We start from the raw sequence: 18,925 nt of genomic DNA on the forward strand, positions 1-18,925 counted from the left end.
CGCACTAACATTCAAAGCTACGCCATTCACTTTCAAAGTGAAGCCACCCACGAGGACTGGACCCCCATGCTCGACCGCCAGGTCATCGATTCCCTCTTCCCGGCCGACCTGCCCGAGGCGGCCGAGCTGGAGCAGCGCTACCCGCCCCGGCAACTGCCGGAGGGCGCGATGGTGACCCGGCTGGGCCCGTCCCCGACCGGTTTCGTGCACATCGGTGGCCTGTACGTCGGGATGATCGACAAGGACTTCTCGGACCACACCTCCGGTCGTTACCTCCTGCGCATCGAAGACACCGACCAGGCCCGTGAGGTCGAGGGCGCGGTGGAGCAGTTCGGCCGGGCGTTCGGCTATTTCGGCATCGAGGCCGACGAGCCCGAGGGGGAGTACGGCCCGTACTTCCAGTCGCAGCGCGAGAGTGTCTACCTGACCTTCGTGCGTGAGCTGCTGCGCCAGGACAAGGCCTACCTGTGCTTCGCCACCTCCGAGGAGCTGGCCGACATCCGGGCCCGGCAGGAGGCGTCCAAGGCGCCGACCGGCTACTACGGCCGCTGGGCGATCTGGCGTCACGCCGGTGACGAGGAGACGGCCAAGGCGCTGGACGAGGGCCGCCCCTACGTCGTCCGGTTCCGCACGCCGGAAGACGGCCCGCTGCGCGTCACCTTCGACGACGCCATCCGCGGCAAGCTCCAGCACGAGGCCAACCGCAACGACGCGGTGATCCTGAAGAGCTCGGCCAGCAGCCCGCGTCTGCCCACCTACCACTTCGCGCACGCGGTGGACGACCACCTGATGCGGGTCACCCACGTGATCCGGGGCGAGGAGTGGATCAGCTCGGTGCCGCTGCACCTCCAGCTGTTCGATGCGCTCGGCTTCGAGCGGGTCACCTACGCGCACATCGCCCCGCTGATGAAGATGATCCCGGGTGGCAAGCGCAAGCTGTCCAAGCGTAAAGACCCCGAGGCGAGCGTCGACTTCTACATCGAGCAGGGCTTCCCGGCCCCGGCCGTGCAGTACTACCTGCGCGGCCTGGCGAACGGCCGGCTGGCCGAGATGCCACTGCAAGAAGCCCTTTCCACGCCGCTGGCGCTGGACCAGTTCGGGGTCGCGGGCCCGCTGGTCGACCTGGTGAAGCTGGAGGGGATGAGCGCTGACCACATCGCCACCCTGACCAGTGAGCAGGTCTACGAGCAGGTGCTGGTGTGGGCCGGGCAGTTCGACGCCGAGCTGGAGGCGGTGCTCAAGGCCGACCGTGAGCTCGCCGTGAAGGCGATCGGTGTGGAGCGCGAGGGGGTCGAGAACCCGCGCAAGGACCTGCGCAAGTGGTCGGACTTCCGCCCGCAGTACGGGTTCTTCCTGCCCGCGCTGTTCACCCCGGCGGCCGGCCCGTCCGACGAGCGGGTCACCCCGCTCAACGTCGCGCCCGAGGTCGTCACCGGTTTCGTGAACGCCTTCGTCGACGCCTACCAGCACCTGGACGAGCAGCCGGAGTGGTTCAACCAGATCCGCGAGGCCGCGGCCAAGAACAACTTCGCGCCCAGCCCGAAGGAGTTCAAGAAGAACCCGGACGCCTACCCGGGCTCGATCCGTGAGGCGTCGCAGCTGGTGCGTGTGGCCCTCACCGGCTCCACCCGCAGCCCCGACCTGCACGCCATCGCGATGGTGCTGGGGCCGGACGAGGTGCTCCGCCGTCTGCGTTCCCTGGCCGGCTGACCTTCGAAACGGTGGACGGCGCAAGGCTTTCGCGGCCTGCGGCGTCCACCGTTCTTCATCGCGGGCGCAGCCGGGCGCAGTCGATGCACTCCGTGGCCAGTGGCCGGGCCCGCAGCCGTTCCACGGCGATCGGGCGCCCGCAGGTCACGCACACGCCGTAGCGCCCCGCCTCGAGTTCGGCGGTCGCGGCCAGGATCCGCTCCCGGGCGGCCCGCGTACGGGTGAGCGCGGCCGTCAGCTGCTCGCGCTCGAACGCGATGGTCGCGCCCTCCGGGTCGTGCTCGTCGTCGGCGTTGGAGTCGAGCGAGGCCTCCACCATGCGGGCATGGTCGCGTTCCAGCGCCGCCAGCACCTCGGTGTTGCCGCCCAGCACTGCCGCCAAAATCTCCCGCCGCTCGTCCATCCGGTCCAGTACACCTAGTGCGGCGGCTCGCCCCAGGCCACGGCGACGGTGTCACGCACCAGCCGGGCCTGGGACCGGCCGGCCTTGGCGGCGTCCGAACGGAACGCCGGGTCGAGCGCGTTGGAGCCCATCGCCCGCCGGGTGTTGGCGTCGGGCGTCACCACGGCCGTGTGCACGTGCGGGCCGAGCCGCTCCAGCTGCGGGCCCACCCGCCCGCTGCGCCGCAGCGACGCGGTGAACGGCGCCAGCACCACCACCCGGCCGTAGCCCTGGGCCAGGTCGGCGTTGACCGACGAGCGCACCCCGCCGTCGATGTAGCGCCGGCCCCGGATCGTCACCGGGGGCCAGACCATCGGCACCGCACAGCTCGCGCCCACGGCGTCGACCAGCGGCACCCCGGACTCGTTGTCGAACACCACGAACTCGCCGCTGGACGCGTCCACCGCGGTCACCTTGAACGGACGACGCGGCCAGGACCGATCGGTCAGCCGGCTCTCGATCACCTCGCGCCGGTCGCTCTCCGGCACGGTCTTCTTCGCCAGCGCCGCCCGGCCGATCCGCTGGCGGGCCTTTTCCTCGTTGCCCGGTGCCAGCCCGAGCAGGGCCCAGCGCAGCAGCGAGGCCTTGGGCAGGGTGGCCGAGAGCTCGCCCTCGGCGGCTTCGAGCTGACCGGCGTAGAGCCGTTCGATCGGGGTGCCCGAGCGCAGCTGCGCCCCGGCCACCGACCCCGCCGACGTGCCGATCACCAGGTCGGCGCCGGACAGGTCGACACCCAGCTCGGCCAGGCCGGCGATCATGCCCAGCTCCCAGGCGATCCCGGTGATGCCACCCCCGGCCAGTACCAGGGCCCGCCGGTCGTCCTTCACCGCGATCTCCACCTCAGCCCGGGACGTGTTCGAAGGATCCCTGATTCTAGATCGGCCTTCGCGTGCGGTCAGCTGTGAAGTCCGCTCCGGGCGGGGCCGGCGAGGGCCGCCGTGCGGGCGCGCAGCTGTGCGGGTCCCCAGAAAACGTCACGTTCAGACGTTCCCTGACGGCCGGGTTTTCCGGCCGGGTCAAGATGGCTGAACCACTGGTTCCGACGAGCTTTCCGAAGCCTTTTACCGCCGGTTCCCGATATCAGCCACTCGAACCGGCGGATGATCACAAGTGGCGGGATCCGGGCACGTCAGTATCGTGATCAACACCGGTTAAAAGTCCGGAAGGCCGGTTTCAATCCCGCTTTTCCGGCGTTTCAAGCTCATGGACGGCACTGGAACTCGGAGGAAGAGATGCGAATCCTGACAGTGGTGCTCGTGGTCTGGCTCCTCATCGGTGTTCTCGCCGCCGGGCAGCGTGGCTATTTCGACAGCGACAAGAACTCCGACGTCAGTTGCTCGGACGCCGGCACCGTCGCGGTCACGATCGTCGCCGGCCCGCTCAACTACATCGGCGCCAACCCCAAGGTCGACTGCAAGGTGCCCGAGCCGAGCAAGTGACGCTCGGCGGGCCCGTCCGACCAGCGGGCGCAGCGACCCGCGCCACGCTGGAACGGCAGGCTCACGTCGTCCAAAATTGACCCAGGTTCAATGGCGGGCGGTGACCGAAACGATGCCAACAGTGAAGGGCATGGCCGAAACAGTGACGCAACTGGCGATGGTCGTTGCATTCCGGCAAGGTCGACCCGTATGACGACCGAACCGAACTCGGCCAACGAGGTGGCGGCGGAAGATCAGCTGCCCACCTACACGAGGCGCAGCGACCAGACCAGGTACGACGCCCAGGCCATCAACTCGGCCCTGGACGAGGCGTTTCTGTGTCACACGGCGTACATCGACAGCGGTGATCCGATCGTCGTGCCCACCCTGCATGCCCGGGTCGGCGAAGAACTGCTTCTGCGTGTCGGGCCGGAGTCGCGGCTGGCCGAGCTGGCCGCCTCCGGTGACGTCGCCCTGTGCGTCACCGTCACCCTGCTCGACGGGCTGGTGCTGGCCCGCGCCAAGGTCGACAACACGGTCAACTACCGGGCCATCGTGATCCGCGGCACCGGCTCGCTGGTGAAGGACCCGCAGGCCAAGCTCGCCGGGCTGGACTCCATCGTCGAGCACCTGGTGGCCGGTCGGTCCAACCACTCCCGCCCGCCCACGCCGGAGGAGCTGGCCACCTTCGTGCTGATCAGCCTCCCGCTCGACGACGTGGCGCTGAAATCCCGCACCGGCCCCCCGCAAGACGCCGAAGGAGACCTGGCGCTGCATCACTGGGCCGGGGTGATCAGTGTGCGCAACGCGTACGGCCCGCCGTTCCCCGCGCCGGACCTGCCGTACGACCGGCAGGTACCCGCTCAGCTGGCGAACTACAACCGTTCCGCGAAACCACAGGGTTACCGCTAGCCCTCCACGAGCGGAACGTGTCGTTCGGTACGTACTCACGCTGGCGCCCGGCGGCGGATCGCACGCTAAAGTCTCGCGCGGAGGATTGCGACATCCCGGACAGTAGTCATTCGGGTGCGCACCGCTCGCACCGCTCGCCGCCACCCATCGTGGTATTAGGAGGGATGCCCGCCGTGGACCTGCTCGCCGGCCTGCGCGAGATCGCCGGGGACACGCATGTCGTCACCGACCCGGAAGCGGTCGCGCCCTACGCGCAGGACTGGACCAGACGGTGGCACGGCAAACCCCTCGCGGTGGTGCGCCCGGCCACGGTGGCCCAGGTCTCGGCCGTGGTGCGGGCGTGCGCGGCGGCCGGGGTGGCAGTGGTTCCCCAGGGCGGCAACACCGGGCTCGTGGGTGCCGGCGTGCCCCAGGACGGCGAGGTGGTGCTGAGCCTGACCCGGCTCGACTCCGTCGGCCCCCTCGATCCGCTCGGCAAGACCCTGATGGCCGGTGCCGGGGCCACCCTGGCCCAGGTGCAGCGGGCCGCGAACAGCGCCGGTCTCGACATCGGCCTGGACTTCTCCGCCCGCGACACCGCCACCGTCGGCGGGATCGCCGCCACCAACGCCGGCGGGGAACGGGTGATGCGCCACGGCGCCGCCCGCTTCCGCATCCGCGGCCTGGAGGCGGTGCTGGCCGACGGCTCGGTGGTGCGCCGGATGTCCGGCGTCTCCAAGGACAACACCGGCTACGACCTGGTGCAGCTGATGATCGGCAGCGAGGGCACGCTCGGCGTGATCACCGCCGTCCAGCTCGACCTGATCCGCCCGCACAAGATCGTCGGCACCGCCCTGGTCGCGGTCAGCACGGTCGACGACGCCCTGACCGTGCTGCGGGCCGTGCAGCGCGACTTCACCGGCCTGGAGGCCGCGGAGTTCTTCCACCACGACGGCCTCCAGCTGGTGCTCAAGCACGAGCGCCTGGCCCAGCCGTTCGACCGGCCGCACCCGCTGTACCTGCTCTTCGACCTGGCCGACGACGACGGCCGCGAGGGCGCCTTCGACGAGCTCACCGAACTGCTCAACGACCTGGACTGCGTGCGGGACGTGGTGCAGGTGTCCACCGCGGCCGACCGCCGTCGGCTGTGGGAACTGCGTGAGCTCCAGACCGAGGCGGTCAGCGCCGAGGGCATCCCGGTCAAGCTCGACGTGGCCCTGCCGCTGAACCAGCTCTCCACCTTCGAGCGCCGGCTCGCGGCCGTGGTCCGATCGGTCGCCCGGCACGCCGTGCCGATCCTGTTCGGGCACATCGCCGAGGGCAACGTGCACGTCAACCTGCTGAACGCGCTGGACGAAGACGCCGACGGCGCGGTCACCGAGGCGGTGCTCGACCTGGTCGCCGCGCTCGGCGGCAGTATCAGCGCCGAGCACGGCATCGGCCTGGCCAACCGGCGCTGGCTGCCGCTCACCCGGGGCTCGGCCGACCTGGCCGCGATGCGCGCGATCAAGCAGGCGCTCGACCCGGAGGGCACGCTGTCACCGGGCCGGATGCTGCCCGACCCGCTCGGGAACCGACGATAGGCGTGGCCTGACCGGTCGGTCTCAGAACAGCGTGTCGTCGCGCTGTTCCAGGTCGAGCAGGTAGCGCTTGCGGTCCAGCCCGCCGCCGTAGCCGGTGAGTGAACCGTTCGCGCCGATCACCCGGTGACAGGGCACGATGATCGAGATCGGGTTGGAGCCGTTGGCCAGGCCCACCGCGCGGGACGCGCCCGGCACCAGACCGAGCTGTGCGGCGATCGCGCCGTACGAGGCGGTGCGGCCGTAACCGATGTGGGTGAGCCGTTCCCACACGCTGAGCTGGAACGTGGTGCCGGCCGGGCGCAACGGCAGGTCGAACTCGGTGCGCCCGCCGGCGAAGTACTCCACCAGCTGGGCCCGGGTGGCGGCGATCACCGGCTCGTCATCGGCCTGCACGCCCTTCTCCCGCACCGCGACCCACTCCTGGTCGGACGACTTGTGTGGCCGGAAGAACAGCCCGGTGAGCGCACCCGCCTCGCTGATCAGGAGCAGGTCGTCGACCGGGCTGGGCAGGATCGACCAGCTGATGGGCATCCCCCGAGACTACGGCGCGCACCCGGGCGCACGCTGGCGGAAATGCGACATCAAGTGATCACAGGTGACCACAGCATCTCGTCATGAAACATCCAGAGTCCTGGGCCAGAATCATGGTCGTGCCGGTCATCGATCTGAACGCCGATCTGGGTGAGTCGTTCGGCCGCTGGACGCTCGGCGACGACGCGTCGCTGATCGAGGTGATCAGCAGCGCCAACGTCGCCTGCGGGTTCCATGCCGGTGACCCCTCCACACTGCGGCGGAGTTGTCAGCTGGCGGTGGGGGCCGGGGTGGCGATCGGGGCTCAGGTGGCCTACCGCGACCTGGCCGGTTTCGGCCGGCGGTTCATCGACGTGGCACCCGGCGAACTACGGGACGACGTGCTGTACCAGCTCGGCGCGCTCGACGGGTTCGCCAGGACCGCGGGTGGCCGCGTCACCTACCTCAAACCGCACGGTGCCCTGTACCACGCCGTGGTGGGCAACGAGGGGCAGGCGAAGGCGGTCGTGGACGCCGTCCACAGTTTCGACCCGACCCTGGCCGTGCTCGGCCAGCCGGGTTCGCTGCTGCTGAAAGAGGCTGCGGCAGCAGGGTTGCGGGCAGTGCCGGAGGCGTTCGCCGACCGGCAGTACACCGCGGACGGCGGCCTGCTCTCCCGGTCGCTGCCCGGCGCCGTGCTCACCGACGAGGCCGTCATCGCCGAGCAGGTACGGCGGCTGGTGACCGGTGAGGGTGTGGTGGCCGACGACGGCAGCATCGTCCCGGTGACGGCCGAGTCGATCTGCGTGCACGGTGACACCCCGGGCGCGGTGCGGATCGCGCGGGTGGTGCGCGACACCGTCGAGGCCTCCGCGAGCGGTGTGCGGGCCTTCACGAATGTCTCATCATGACCCCACCTGATCGCGGTGGGATCGTGCCACCGGCCGAGGGGATGACCCAATCCTCGTCAGGTCCGGTGATCTACCGACCCAGGCCGGTCACCCGGCGAATATGAACGATGACTATGTGTAGAGTGATCGCGCTGTCGAGGGGACGGCGTCTGCGGTGTGGGCCGGGGGGCCCATGGGATCGGCACCGCCGACGTCGCGCCAGCTCAGCGGGCACGGCCGGCGCCCACGACGGGCGTCGCGCCGCTGACCGGCGCACCACCAATGTCGGGGGACCGGTTGGTGCGCCGGTCAGCGCTCGCTGGCTCGGACCATCCTCAGTGCCACGCTCCGACGGATCGGATCAGCTGTGACAGCCACTCCTGCCCCAACCTTCGAGAACCGCCGGGATGTCCTGGTGAACAAGACGAATCACGGCGCTGGGCGCCTGGTGGACGTGGCGGTCGTCGGTGGTGGCGGCGCCGGGCTGAGCCTGGTGCTGGCCCTCGACCACGCCGCCCGCGTCAGCGGCCGCAGGCCCCCCTCGATCGCCCTCGTCGACCCGGTGCGCCGTTCCGGTCAGGACCGCACCTGGTGCTGGTGGGCGCCCGTCGACGGGCAGCCGGCCTGGATCGCACCCCTCATCGCCCACACCTGGCCGACGATGAGAATGGTGGACGGCGAAGGGGCCGCGCAGACCTACGACCTGGCTCCGCTGCGCTACCAGATGTTGCGCTCCGCAGACCTCTACGCCGCGGCCGACGCCGCGCTGGAGCGCCTGGGCGCGATCCGGATCACCGCCGCCGCAGACAGCGTCACCGACGGAATGCCGCACGCCGTGGTGCGGGCCGGCGGCGAAAGAATCATGGCAGGATGGGTTTTCGACTCCCGGCCGACCGCCCCGTCGAGTCCGGGGTCCACCTCGATGCTCCAGCACTTCCGCGGCTGGACGGTGCGTTTCCCGCAGGGATCACCCCCGCTCGACGAGAACGTGGCCACCCTGATGGATTTCAGCGTGCCGCAGCCCGGGCGCGGCGTGGCCTTCGCCTACTGCCTGCCGCTGTCCGCCGACCGGGCCCTGGTCGAATACACCGAATTCAGCCCGTCCGTGCTGGATTCCGGTCGCTACGACGAGGCGCTGCGGGCCTATCTGCGCAGCACCTGGGGTGACCTGCCCTACACGGTCGAGGCGGTGGAAGACGGCGTGATCCCGATGACCGACGCCACCTTCGCCCGGCGCACCGGTGACCGGCTGTTCCGGCTGGGCACCGCCGGCGGCGCCACCAGGGCCTCCACCGGCTACACCTTCTCGGCCATGCAGCGCCAGGCCGCGCAGATCGCCGAGCTGCTGCTCGACGAACGGCTGCCGCTGCCGCCGCGCCCCTACCCGCTGCGCCACCGCTGGATGGACGCCGTGCTGCTGCGCGCGCTCGACCGCGGCTACGTGGACGGACCCCGGCTTTTCGCAGGGCTTTTCGCCGACCACCCGAGCGATCGGGTGGTGCGGTTCCTGGACGGCACCAGCACCCCCGCCGACGAGCTGGCGATCATGGGTTCCACGCCGACCCCGGCGATGATGCGCTCCGCCCTGGAAGACGCCACCGCGAGGCTGGGCCGGCTCCTGCGGGTGTGACCATCCGGTGATCACCTGAGGTGCCTCTACTTCTTTTCCCATGGCAGAGTCGGTGCCGGCAGCAGCTATCGCAGCACCGGGGGTCCCGCGTCGTCGAACCATGCGGGAAGTGTTCCGGTAAGCCGACTTTGGGGAAGTCACACGATGCACTCTCGGACCCTCCGGCGTGCCGGAACCGGTGTCCTGATCTGCGCGCTCGCGAGCGGCCTCCTGCTGATCCTCAGCAGTGAGGCAGGGGCTCAGCCGCTCGCGGACGCAGAGGAACCGCTCAGTCAGAAGGCGGCGGCAGCCGTCAGCAGTTACGACAGTCAGAAGCTGAAATGGCAGCCCTGCCTCAGCCGGGCGGAGATCCCCGGCCTGCCGCAGGGCTACTACCGGCTTCAGTGCGCCACCATGTTCGCCCCGCTCAACTGGGACGTTCCGCAGTCCGGCCCGCCGATCCGGATCCGGGTCAGCCGCCTGGCGAGCACCGCCGAGGGCGAGCACGACATGCTCTTCACCAATCCGGGCGGCCCGGGTGGCGAGGGCGTCGATCTGCCCCTGCTGATGGTCAGCGCGAACCGCAAGAAACTCATGGCCTCGCAGGACATCTACGGCATGGACGTGCGCGGCACCGGTGGGTCGAGCAATCTGACCTGCGGGGGCGTGCAGAACCCGGGCATCGACCCCCGGGTGCGGTCCGAGGCCAACCTGACCCTGATGCTCGACGCGTCGGCGCTGTCCGCGCAGGCCTGCGACGTGGCCGGGCGGGACCTGCGCCAGTACGTGACCACCCGGCAGACCGTGCACGACGTGGACCTGCTGCGCCGGATCGTCGGGCAGGAGAAGGTGAACTGGCTGGGCTACTCCGCCGGCACCTGGATGGGCGCGCACTACGCCACGCTGTTCCCGGAGCGGGCCGGCCGGATGGTGTTCGACTCGAACGTGCTGTTCACCCGCAGCTGGGAAGACGCTTTCGCGCTCCAGCCCAGGGGTTTCGAGCGGCGCTTCGAGTCGGACTTCGCGCCCTGGGTGGCCCGGCACCACAGTGAGTACCGGCTGGGCGCCACCCCGGAGGCGGTGATCCGCAGTTACGAGCGCCTGCGGGCGGCGATGACGCCGGACACGCCGGTGGAAGACGCCGTCACCCTGGACAACGTGATCGCCGGAACGATGTACGCCAAGGCCATGTTCCCCGACGCCGCAGCCGCGCTGACCGAGCTCAAGGGCTTCCTGAAGGCCCAGGGCAGTGGCCGGTTCCGCACCGCGCAGCGGCGCGCGGCGGCGGTGGAACAGCGGGTGGCCGCGATCGGCCGGGACCGGCTGCGGCCCTTCTCCGCCGACGCGAACAGCGCCGTGTTCCTGGCCATCACCTGCCAGGACACGCCCTGGTCGGCGAACCGCGACTCGCTGATCACCTCGTCGTACGAGGCCGGCCGGCAGTACCCGTTGATCGGCTGGTCCACGATCATCCAGCCCTGCGCCTTCTGGAACCGCACCGGTGACGCCGGACTGGCCCGGCCCACCGGGCACGGCCTGCCGCCGGTGCTCATGGTCCAGTCCGAGCACGACCCGGCCACGCCGATCGAGGGCGCCCGCACGGCCGCCGCGGAGTTCGCCGGTGCCCGGCTGCTGACCGTCACGGGTGAGGGCGATCACGGGCTCTACGCCGGCGGCAACAAGTGCGTCGACAAGAGCGTGGACTCGTTCGTCATCGACGGCCGGCTTCCGGCCGAGGGCACTACCTGCAAGGGTACGGCGATGCCCGGCGCCGACCTGCACACGATGCGGGCCACCGGGTTGCCCGTGAAGGCGACCAACCCGTTGCTGGCACTGCGCCAGATCAGTTCACTGGTGGGATCTTTCAACTGAGGACGACGATGGGCCCCGGACCGTCCGGCCCGGGGCCCGTCTCCTGGGGCAGTCAGCCTCTGAAAAGCCTCAGGCGCAGCGAGTTCGTCACCACGGCAACGCTGCTCAGGGCCATCGCCAGTCCGGCGATCATCGGGTTGAGCAGGCCGAACGCCGCCAGGGGCAGCGCGGCCACGTTGTAACCGAAGGCCCAGCCCAGATTCTGCCGGACGATGCGGGACGTGGCGCGCGACAGCCGGATGGCCTCGGGCACGGTCGCCATGTCGCCGCGCACCAGCGTGATGTCGCCGGCCTCCATCGCGGCGTCGGTGCCGGTACCGAGCGCCAGGCCGAGCCGGGCCGTGGCGAGCGCGGCGGCGTCGTTCACGCCGTCGCCGACCATGGCCACGCGTCGCCCGGCGGCCTGGAGCCTCTCGACGATCTCGACCTTCTGCTCGGGCAGCAGCTCGGCGTACACGTCGTCGGGGGCGATGCCGACCGACGCCGCGACCGCCCGGGCCGTGGAAAGATTGTCGCCCGTAGCCAGTTTCGGAGTCAGGCCGAGCTCGCGCAGCTGGCTGACCGCCTCGCGGGCACCGGGTTTGATCGTGTCCGCGATGGTCAGCACCGCCGCGGGCTCACCGTCGACCCAGGTCACCACGACGGTGCGGCCCTCGGCCGCCGTGACGGCCGCCGCCAGCTCGGCGGGCAGCCGGTTTTCGTCGTCCCCGGGTTGAACCGTCGTGGCGCCGGGCGACCACGAAGGCCGCCCCACCCGAACCCGCTGCCCCTCGACCGTGCCCTCGACGCCGAGCCCCCGGGTGGCGGCGAACTCGGTCACCGCCGGCAGCGGCCCCGCGACCGCGGCCACCACGGCCCGGCCCAGCGGATGCTCCCCGGCGTGCTCGACCGCCGCGGACAGCCGCAGCACCTGGTCCCGCTCGAAGCCGCCGGCCACCGTGACAGCGGTCAGGCTCATCCGGCCCTCGGTCAGCGTGCCGGTCTTGTCCAGCACGATGACGTCGACGTGCTGGGCGTCTTCCAGCGTCTGCGGTCCGCGGATCAGGATGCCCAGCTGGGCGCCGCGTCCCGTGCCCACCAGCAACGCCGTGGGGATGGCCAGCCCGAGAGCGCACGGGCAGGCGATGATCAGCACCGACACCGCCGCGATGCCCGCGCTCTGCCCGTCCCCGGTGATCGCCAGCCAGAGCACGAGCGTGAGCACCGCGAGCACCAGGACGGTCGGCACGAACACGCCGGAGACCCGGTCGGCCAGACGCTGGGCCCGGGCCTTGCCCGACTGCGCTTCCTGCACGATGCGGGTGATGCGGGCCAGCGTGGTGTCGGTGCCGACCCGGGTGGCCCTCACGACGATCCGGCCGTCGCCGTTCACACAGGCACCGGTGACGGTCGAGCCCGGTTTCACGTGAACCGGGAGGGGCTCGCCGGTGAGCATCGACTCGTCCACGTCGCCGCTGCCCTCGGTGACCACGCCGTCCGTGCCGATCCGCTCGCCCGGCCGGACCACGAAAAGGTCTCCCACGGCGAGCTCTTCGGCCTTGACCCGGATCTCCTGGCCGTCACGCAGCAGGTTCACGTCGCGGGCGCCGAGATCGAGCAGTGCCCGCAGGGCGGCGCCGGAGCTGCGCCGGGCCCGGGCCTCCAGCATCCGGCCGGTCAGCAGGAAGGTCGTCACCACGGTGGCGATCTCCAGATAGGGCTCACCGTAGTCCAGCAGCAGGGTGCCGATCGACCAGAGCGTGGCGGCGACGATCCCGATCGAGACCAGGGTGTCCATGGTGGACGCACCGTGCCGGGCGTTGATCGCCGTGGCCCGGTGGAACGGCCAGGCCGCCCAGGTGACGACCGGCGACGCCAGCGCCAGCACGACCCAGCCCCAGCCGCCGAAGTGCAGGGCGGGAATCATCGAGATCGCGACGACCGGCACGGTGAGCACCGCGGCCAGAGCCAGGCGCGGTCCCAGAGTGGTTTCCTGAGTGGGTTTCTCGTCCGGCTCCGGCAGCTTGGCGGTGTAGCCGGTGGCCTCCACGGTGGAGATCAGGGCGGCATCGCTGACGCCCGTGGCCACCAGCACGTGGGCCCGTTCGGTAGCCAGGTTGACCGTGGCGTTCACCCCGGCCATCCGGTTCAGTTTCTTTTCCACCCGGGTGGCGCAGCTGGCGCAGGTCATGCCGCCGATGGCGAGGTCGACCTGACGATTCCTGGTGTTCTCGGTGGTGTCGGGCGGCATGTCACGGCCTCGGGGCGAGCTCGTAACCGGCTTCGTCGACAGCCGCGGCCACCGCGGACGGGTCGAGGTCGGAATCACTGGTGATGGTGACCGGGGTGACGCCTTCGGGGTGCAGATCGACCGCGACCGCGGTGACACCAGGAATGGCCGACAGCTCCGAGGTGACCGCCGAAACGCAGTGTCCGCAGGTCATTCCGGTGACGTCGATGGTGGTGGTGCTCATGGCGTGAGCTCTCCTCGTGTAGGTGGACCGGTCTAGCTGCGCACCAGCCGGGCGATGGCGTCGGCGGCCTCGGTGATCTTCGCCTTGGCCTCCGCGTCGCCCTGCCGTGCGGCCTCGACGACGCAGTGGGACATGTGGTCTTCGAGAAGCCCCAGGCTGACCGCCTGGAGAGCCTTGGTGACGGCCGCGACCTGCGTCAGAACGTCGATGCAGTACGTGTCTTCGTCAACCATGCGCTGCAACCCGCGCACCTGGCCCTCGATCCGGCGCAGCCGCTTGAGGTAGTCCTCTTTGGTGCCGCTGTAACCAGCCATGTCATCTGTCCCTTCCGACGAAACCCTACCCCCCTAGGGTATGCGTCGAGTGTAAGCACCTACCCACCGGAGGTATTCCACCGCGCCGGGAAATGACGACCGACGACCCCAGGAAACGGTGACCAACGGACCGGTGAGGCAGGGCCCTTCGCCGCCCCGGGATGCCGCACTCGCGGCCGCCATCGGCACTGACCTGGTCTCCGTCGCCACCGACCGTCCCCTGCGGTGAGCGGTCCGGCAAACGACGACCGGGTGACGCCCGTGCGGTCCAGCACGGAGGTCACCCGGTTGCGGTTTCGGGCAGCAGAGCCCGGGAGTTCATCCCCTTGTTTTCACACCACCCAGAGGCCCGAGGTGGTGTGAAAACCGAGAGGGGTCCCCCCGTGGAGGCGGATCGGTCGGTTCAGCCCAGCTGGTCGACGAGCTTGGACGCCACCCCGACGTAGGTGGCGGGGCTGAGCTCGGTCAGGCGCTTGGCCACGTCTTCGGGCAGGCCCAGACCGGCCACGAACTCGCGCATCACCTCGGCGTCCACCTTGCGGCCGCGGGTGAGCTCCTTGAGCCGCTCGTACGGCTGCTCCAGACCATGCACCCGCATCACCGACTGCACCGCCTCGCCGAGCACCTCCCAGGTGGCGTCGAGGTCGCGAGCCAGGGCCTCGGGGTCGGCGTCCAGGCCGGCCAGCCCCTTGCGGGCGTTGTCGATGGCCAGCAGCGAGTGGCCGAAGGCGATGCCGATGTTGCGCTGCATCGAGGAGTCGGTCAGGTCGCGCTGGAGGCGGGAGGTGACCAGCGTCTGCTCCAGCACGCCCAGCAGGCCGTTGCTGACCTCGAGGTTGGCCTCGGCGTTCTCGAAGCGGATCGGGTTCACCTTGTGCGGCATGGTGGACGAGCCGACCGAGCCCTGCCCGCGCACCTGGATGAAGTAACCCATCGAGATGTAGGTCCAGACGTCGGTGCACAGGTTGTGCAGCACCCGGTTGAACCGGGCCACGTCGGAGTACAGCTCGGCCTGCCAGTCGTGCGACTCGATCTGCGTGGTCAGCGGGTTCCAGGTCAGGCCGAGGTGCTCGACGAAGGTGCGGCTGATCTCGATCCAGTCGGTGTCGGGCGCGCCCGCGACGTGGGCGGAGAAGGTGCCGGTGGCTCCGTTGATCTTGCCCAGGAACTCGGTCTTGTCGATACGGCGCAGCTGCCGGCCCAGCCGGTGGGCCAGCACGGCCAGCTCCTTGCCCAGCGTGGTGGGCGTGGCCGGCTGGCCGTGGGTGCGGGCCAGCATGGGCAGGTCGCGCAGCTCGAAGGCCAGGTCGGTGACGTCTTCGTGCAGGGCCCAGGCGGCGGGCAGCCAGACCAGGGCCACGGCGTCGCGCACCATCAGGGCGTAGCTGAGGTTGTTGATGTCTTCGCTGGTGCAGAACAGGTGGACGATCTCGGTGAGGTCGGAGAGGGAGTTACCCTCCATCCGCTTCTTCACGTAGTACTCGACGGCCTTGACGTCGTGCAGCGTGACCCGTTCGGTCTCGGCCAGCTCGGCCACGGCGTCGGCGTCGAAGTCGGTGACGATCGCCCGCAGGTGGGTGATCTCTTCCGGGGTGAGCTTGCGCAGGCCCGGCACCGCGCCGGTCGCGGTGAGGTGGATCAGCCATTCCACCTCGACGTGCACCCGGCGCTGGTTCAGCGCGGCCTCGGAAAGGTGCTGCGCGAGCGGTGCGACGGTGGCCCGGTACCGCCCGTCGAGCGGGCCCAGCGGCACGTCGCCGAGCACGTTCGGCGGCGCGTTGTGGCCGGGCTGGTGCAGGGACTGACCGGGGCGCTGGGTGCTGAGCTGCGTCACGGGTCCATGGTCCCACGGGCCGGCCCGGATCATGTCGGAGCCCTGGCCGGGCCTGCTGGCCAGGGCCCCGGCGCGGGCCTAGCGTTCACCCATGCCGACGCTTCCCGACTGGGCCGAAGGGTTCCGCCTCCAGCAGCACCCCGAGGGCGGATGGTTCGCCGAGACCTACCGCTCCTCGTTCGAGCTGCCACCGGAGCAGTTGCCCGACGGCTACACCGGCCCCCGGGCGCTGGCCACGTCAATCCTCTTCCTGCTGCTGCCCGGTGAGATCTCGGCCTGGCACGTGGTGCGTTCCGACGAACTGTGGATCCACCAGCGCGGCGGCCCCCTGGCCCTGGGCCTCGGTGGTTCCGGGGAGTCCGGCCCGGGCCCGGTGGTGGAGTCCGTCCTCGGCACCGACCCGAACCAGAGCCCGCAGCTCCTCGTGCCCGCCGGCACCTGGCAGACCGCCCGCCCGGCCGGCGACGAACCGGTGCTGGTGGCCTGCGTGGTCACACCCGGCTTCGACTACCGGGACTGGCGCCTGGCCTGAGCACAACGAAAGGGGGAGCCACGGGATCACCCGTGACTCCCCCGATCAGGAGCTGACAGCTCAGACGGTGGCCGGGGTCTTGTCCTCGGTCGCGTCCAGCTCGGCCTCCTCGGCCTTCAGCTCGGCCAGGCGCTGGTTGCTGCGGTGCAGCAGGGTGCCCAGGCCGAGCAGCAGCAGACCGATGGCGGTCCACATGATCATCACCAGCAGGGCCGACTTGCTGCCCTGGGCGTCGAAGAAGGCCATCGAGCGCAGCACCGTGGCGGTCGCACCCTGCGGGAGCATCTGGCCGATGGTGCCCCACGGGTCGGGCAGCCACTCCGGCACGCTGCTCAGGCCGGACAGCGGGGCGCCGAGCAGGATGAACACGGCCAGGCCGATACCCAGGCCGATCCGTCCGCCGATCGCGTTCAGGCCGAGCAGGATGATCGACGTGGCGAAGAACCCGGCGGCGAGGCCGGCCGCCAGCAGCCAGTAGTTGCCGCCGGAGGTCGAGCCGCTGCCGTAGTTGAGGACGGCGGCGACCGCCAGGCCCACCGCGGCCGACGCCAGGATCGCGCCGCCGATCTGCGCCAGCGGCCGGCGACGGTAGAGCAGGATCAGGGCGAGGGCGGGGAGCACCGAGACCAGGGCCAGCGGCAGCTCGGTGGCGCTGAGGCCGTCACCGCGCGGGTCCTCGTCCGGCTGGGCCACCACGTCGGTCACCGTGACCTGGGCCTGCGCCTGGGTCTGGAGCGCGTTCGCCACGGTCTGGAGGGCGTCCGACACCTCGATGCCCGCGGCGGTCGCGATCATCATCTGGGCCTGGGTGGTGTCGACGAACAGGCCGCCGTAGACGTCCCGGTCCTCGATCGCCGTCTTCAGCGCGTTCTGGCTGCCGTACTGGTGGATCTCGAACGTGCCCTCGCCGCCGAACTGCTGCATCAGCGTGGTGAGCTGCCCGGTGATCTCGTCCGTGCCCGCGACCCCGACCGGGACCGCGTTCGGCGTGGCCTTCGCGATCGGCAGGGCCATCGCGCCGAGGAAGATCGCGGCCAGTGCGGCCAGTGCCACCAGGGTGCCGAGCAACGGGAACAGCGTCGAGTGCTTCTCCGGCTCCGGGGTGACCGGGTCGGCCGGGGCGTCGTGCGTGCTGTCGTCCTCGGCGAGTTCCGGGCTCGGCCCGGTGCCCTCCGGGTCGGCCGGGACCTCGGCCTTCTCGTCAGGCGACGGCGTGGTGGCCGACGGCGACGTGGAAGACGCCGGGGTGGAGGACGCCGGGGTGGTGGGAGTCGCGGTGGGCGCCGTGGCGGCGGCCGCGACCGGCACGGCGGCGGAGGTGGCCGCGGCGGCCTTCTCCGTCGACGTGGACGTGGACGTCGCCGTCGCGTCGGTCTCGCTCTTCCCGGAGACCGGCTTCACGTCCGATGCCGAGGCAGTGCCGTCGGTGGCCTCGGCGGACTCCGCCTCGGCCCCCTTGCCCGGCAGCGGCTTCAGCGTCAGGTCGGCGTCCTTGGCAGACGTGGACGAAGACGAAGCCGGAACCGCGGCGGCGGCCGGGGAAGCAGCCGGATCCTTGGCCGTGCCCTCGTCCGCGCCCTCGTCCGTGGTGTCCTGCGAGTCGTCCGTGGTGTCGACGGCGACCGTCCTGGCCTCGTCGCTCTTGCCGACGGTGCCGGTGGCCGACGCCGGGGTCTTCACGGTGTCGTCGGCTGAAGTCTTCTCGGTGGCCTCGGGAGAATCCGTGACGTCTTTGTCCGAGTCGGTTTCGGGTCCAGGCGCGGACGCCGAATCGCGGGTCATCGTCTCTCCTTATTCACGGTGTGTCGTTCTCGAGGGCTTGACCGATCGCGAACCCTAGCCGACTCACCCATGAGCCCCACTCAGGAACAACCGACCGGTACCGGATCGTCACGTGCGGGCCACGTTCAGCCACGGCCCCGTGCTGCCGACGCAAGAGTGCATGGACGTCGCGCCCGCCGCCCGCCTGGTGGCGAACATCGAGCAGGTGGTCCGGGGACAACACGCGGCGGTGGAGCTGCTGACCATCGCCGTCCTCGCCGGCGGGCACGTCCTGATCGAGGACGCGCCGGGAACCGGCAAGACAACCCTTGCACAGTCTGTGGCCCGCACGGTCGGCGGTGTGTTCCAGCGCGTACAGGCCACGGCCGACCTGATGCCGTCCGACATCACCGGCTCCGCGGTCTGGGACCCCAGCCGGCGCGAGTTCAGCTTCGTGCCCGGCCCGGTGTTCGCCGACGTGCTGCTGGTGGACGAGCTGAACCGGATGCCCCCGCGCACCCAGTCCGCGCTGCTGGAGGTGATGGCCGAGCGGAGGGTCACGGTGGACGGCGTGCGGCATCCGGTCCCGCCCAACTTCTTCCTGGTGGCCACGCAGAACCCGCTGGAGCAACACGGCACCTACCCGCTGCCGGAGGGCCAGCTGGACCGCTTCGACGTGCGTCTCCACCTGAAACCGCTGACCGCCGTGGACGAGTTCACCGTGGTGCGCGAACAGCTCACCGGCCCGACCGTGCACACCCTGGAAGCCGTGCTCGACCCGCCGGGGCTGAACGACCTGCGCCAGGCGGTGCGCGCGGTCTTCCTGGCCGAACCGGTGCTGGAGTATGCCGTGAAACTCACCCGCTCCACCCGCAGCGACCAGCGCATCCGGGCCGGAGCCGGGTCCCGCGCGGCGATCTCGCTGGTGCGCTGTGCCCAGGCCCGCTCGGTGCTGCACGGGCGCGAGTACGTGACCCCGGAGGACGTCGCGGAGCTGGCCGTGCCGGTGCTCGCCCACCGCGTGGTGCCGGCCGTGGCGACCGCGGTGGAGACCCTGATCGGCGAGCTGGTGAGTGCCCAGCCGGTCCCGGTTCCGGCGTGAGACC

Annotated in this window: 17 protein-coding genes; 9 read left to right on the plus strand and 8 right to left on the minus strand. The window is 70.6% G+C overall.

Features of this window, described 5'->3' with window-relative positions; all coding sequences use genetic code 11:
- The first annotated feature begins 66 nt into the window (after positions 1-66).
- On the plus strand, positions 67-1,710 hold the full coding sequence (locus KIH74_RS20375) for a glutamate--tRNA ligase (RefSeq protein ID WP_214157595.1): 1,644 nt from the start codon (positions 67-69) through the stop codon (positions 1,708-1,710).
- Positions 1,711-1,765: 55 nt separating this feature from the next.
- On the opposite strand, the gene KIH74_RS20380 is transcribed toward KIH74_RS20375, so the two are convergent.
- Entirely contained in the window at positions 1,766-2,113 is a 348-nt protein-coding gene (locus KIH74_RS20380) for a TraR/DksA family transcriptional regulator (RefSeq protein ID WP_214157596.1), read from the minus strand.
- Positions 2,114-2,127: 14 nt separating this feature from the next.
- Positions 2,128-2,979 carry a patatin-like phospholipase family protein gene (locus KIH74_RS20385; RefSeq protein WP_214157597.1) on the minus strand — a complete coding sequence of 284 codons (852 nt, stop codon included), beginning with the start codon at positions 2,977-2,979 and terminating at the stop codon, positions 2,128-2,130.
- 405 nt (positions 2,980-3,384) lie between these two features.
- Between KIH74_RS20385 and KIH74_RS20390 the strand changes: the two genes are divergently transcribed.
- The 3 genes from KIH74_RS20390 to KIH74_RS20400 all read left to right on the plus strand — a co-directional run bounded on the left by KIH74_RS20390 (position 3,385) and on the right by KIH74_RS20400 (position 6,044).
- Positions 3,385-3,591 carry a hypothetical protein gene (locus KIH74_RS20390; protein WP_214157598.1) on the plus strand — a complete coding sequence of 69 codons (207 nt, stop codon included), beginning with the start codon at positions 3,385-3,387 and terminating at the stop codon, positions 3,589-3,591.
- 189 nt (positions 3,592-3,780) lie between these two features.
- Positions 3,781-4,482: a pyridoxamine 5'-phosphate oxidase family protein gene (locus KIH74_RS20395; protein ID WP_214157599.1), complete on the plus strand. Its 702-nt coding sequence runs from the start codon at positions 3,781-3,783 to the stop codon at positions 4,480-4,482.
- Positions 4,483-4,646: 164 nt separating this feature from the next.
- Complete coding sequence (locus tag KIH74_RS20400; protein ID WP_214157600.1) at positions 4,647-6,044, plus strand: FAD-binding oxidoreductase; 1,398 nt, start codon at positions 4,647-4,649, stop codon at positions 6,042-6,044.
- Between the two features lie 21 nt (positions 6,045-6,065).
- Here KIH74_RS20400 and KIH74_RS37860 read toward each other — a convergent pair whose 3' ends face one another.
- Complete coding sequence (locus tag KIH74_RS37860) at positions 6,066-6,575, minus strand: methylated-DNA--[protein]-cysteine S-methyltransferase (RefSeq protein ID WP_214157601.1); 510 nt, start codon at positions 6,573-6,575, stop codon at positions 6,066-6,068.
- Between the two features lie 83 nt (positions 6,576-6,658).
- Here KIH74_RS37860 and KIH74_RS20410 point away from each other — a divergent pair, with 83 nt between their 5' ends.
- From KIH74_RS20410 to KIH74_RS20420, 3 genes are all read left to right on the plus strand, one after another.
- Positions 6,659-7,465 carry a LamB/YcsF family protein gene (locus KIH74_RS20410; protein ID WP_214157602.1) on the plus strand — a complete coding sequence of 269 codons (807 nt, stop codon included), beginning with the start codon at positions 6,659-6,661 and terminating at the stop codon, positions 7,463-7,465.
- A gap of 394 nt (positions 7,466-7,859) precedes the next feature.
- Positions 7,860-9,074, plus strand: a complete 1,215-nt coding sequence (locus KIH74_RS20415) for a lycopene cyclase family protein (RefSeq protein WP_214157603.1) — start codon at positions 7,860-7,862, stop codon at positions 9,072-9,074.
- A gap of 144 nt (positions 9,075-9,218) precedes the next feature.
- Complete coding sequence (locus tag KIH74_RS20420) at positions 9,219-10,925, plus strand: alpha/beta hydrolase (protein WP_214157604.1); 1,707 nt, start codon at positions 9,219-9,221, stop codon at positions 10,923-10,925.
- A gap of 52 nt (positions 10,926-10,977) precedes the next feature.
- Here the strand turns inward: KIH74_RS20420 and KIH74_RS20425 are convergent, their stop codons facing one another.
- The 4 genes from KIH74_RS20425 to purB form a co-directional block, all read right to left on the minus strand.
- On the minus strand, positions 10,978-13,155 hold the full coding sequence (locus KIH74_RS20425) for a heavy metal translocating P-type ATPase (RefSeq protein WP_214157605.1): 2,178 nt from the start codon (positions 13,153-13,155) through the stop codon (positions 10,978-10,980).
- Position 13,156: 1 nt separating this feature from the next.
- Entirely contained in the window at positions 13,157-13,378 is a 222-nt protein-coding gene (locus KIH74_RS20430) for a heavy-metal-associated domain-containing protein (RefSeq protein ID WP_214157606.1), read from the minus strand.
- 32 nt (positions 13,379-13,410) lie between these two features.
- On the minus strand, positions 13,411-13,692 hold the full coding sequence (locus tag KIH74_RS20435; RefSeq protein WP_214157607.1) for a metal-sensitive transcriptional regulator: 282 nt from the start codon (positions 13,690-13,692) through the stop codon (positions 13,411-13,413).
- A gap of 403 nt (positions 13,693-14,095) precedes the next feature.
- Positions 14,096-15,457 (minus strand): adenylosuccinate lyase, encoded by a 1,362-nt coding sequence (gene purB, locus KIH74_RS20440; protein WP_372492107.1) that lies wholly within the window; start codon positions 15,455-15,457, stop codon positions 14,096-14,098.
- A 160-nt stretch (positions 15,458-15,617) separates the two neighbouring features.
- Here purB and KIH74_RS20445 point away from each other — a divergent pair, with 160 nt between their 5' ends.
- Positions 15,618-16,058 (plus strand): cupin domain-containing protein, encoded by a 441-nt coding sequence (locus tag KIH74_RS20445; protein ID WP_214157609.1) that lies wholly within the window; start codon positions 15,618-15,620, stop codon positions 16,056-16,058.
- A gap of 60 nt (positions 16,059-16,118) precedes the next feature.
- Here the strand turns inward: KIH74_RS20445 and KIH74_RS20450 are convergent, their stop codons facing one another.
- Positions 16,119-17,840 carry a hypothetical protein gene (locus tag KIH74_RS20450; protein WP_214157610.1) on the minus strand — a complete coding sequence of 574 codons (1,722 nt, stop codon included), beginning with the start codon at positions 17,838-17,840 and terminating at the stop codon, positions 16,119-16,121.
- Positions 17,841-18,000: 160 nt separating this feature from the next.
- Between KIH74_RS20450 and KIH74_RS20455 the strand changes: the two genes are divergently transcribed.
- A complete protein-coding gene (locus KIH74_RS20455; RefSeq protein ID WP_214157611.1) occupies positions 18,001-18,921 on the plus strand; it encodes an AAA family ATPase in 921 nt (306 codons plus the stop codon).
- Positions 18,922-18,925: the final 4 nt, after the last annotated feature.

It is taken from the genome of Kineosporia corallincola (genome assembly GCF_018499875.1).
GTDB lineage: Bacteria > Actinomycetota > Actinomycetes > Actinomycetales > Kineosporiaceae > Kineosporia > Kineosporia corallincola.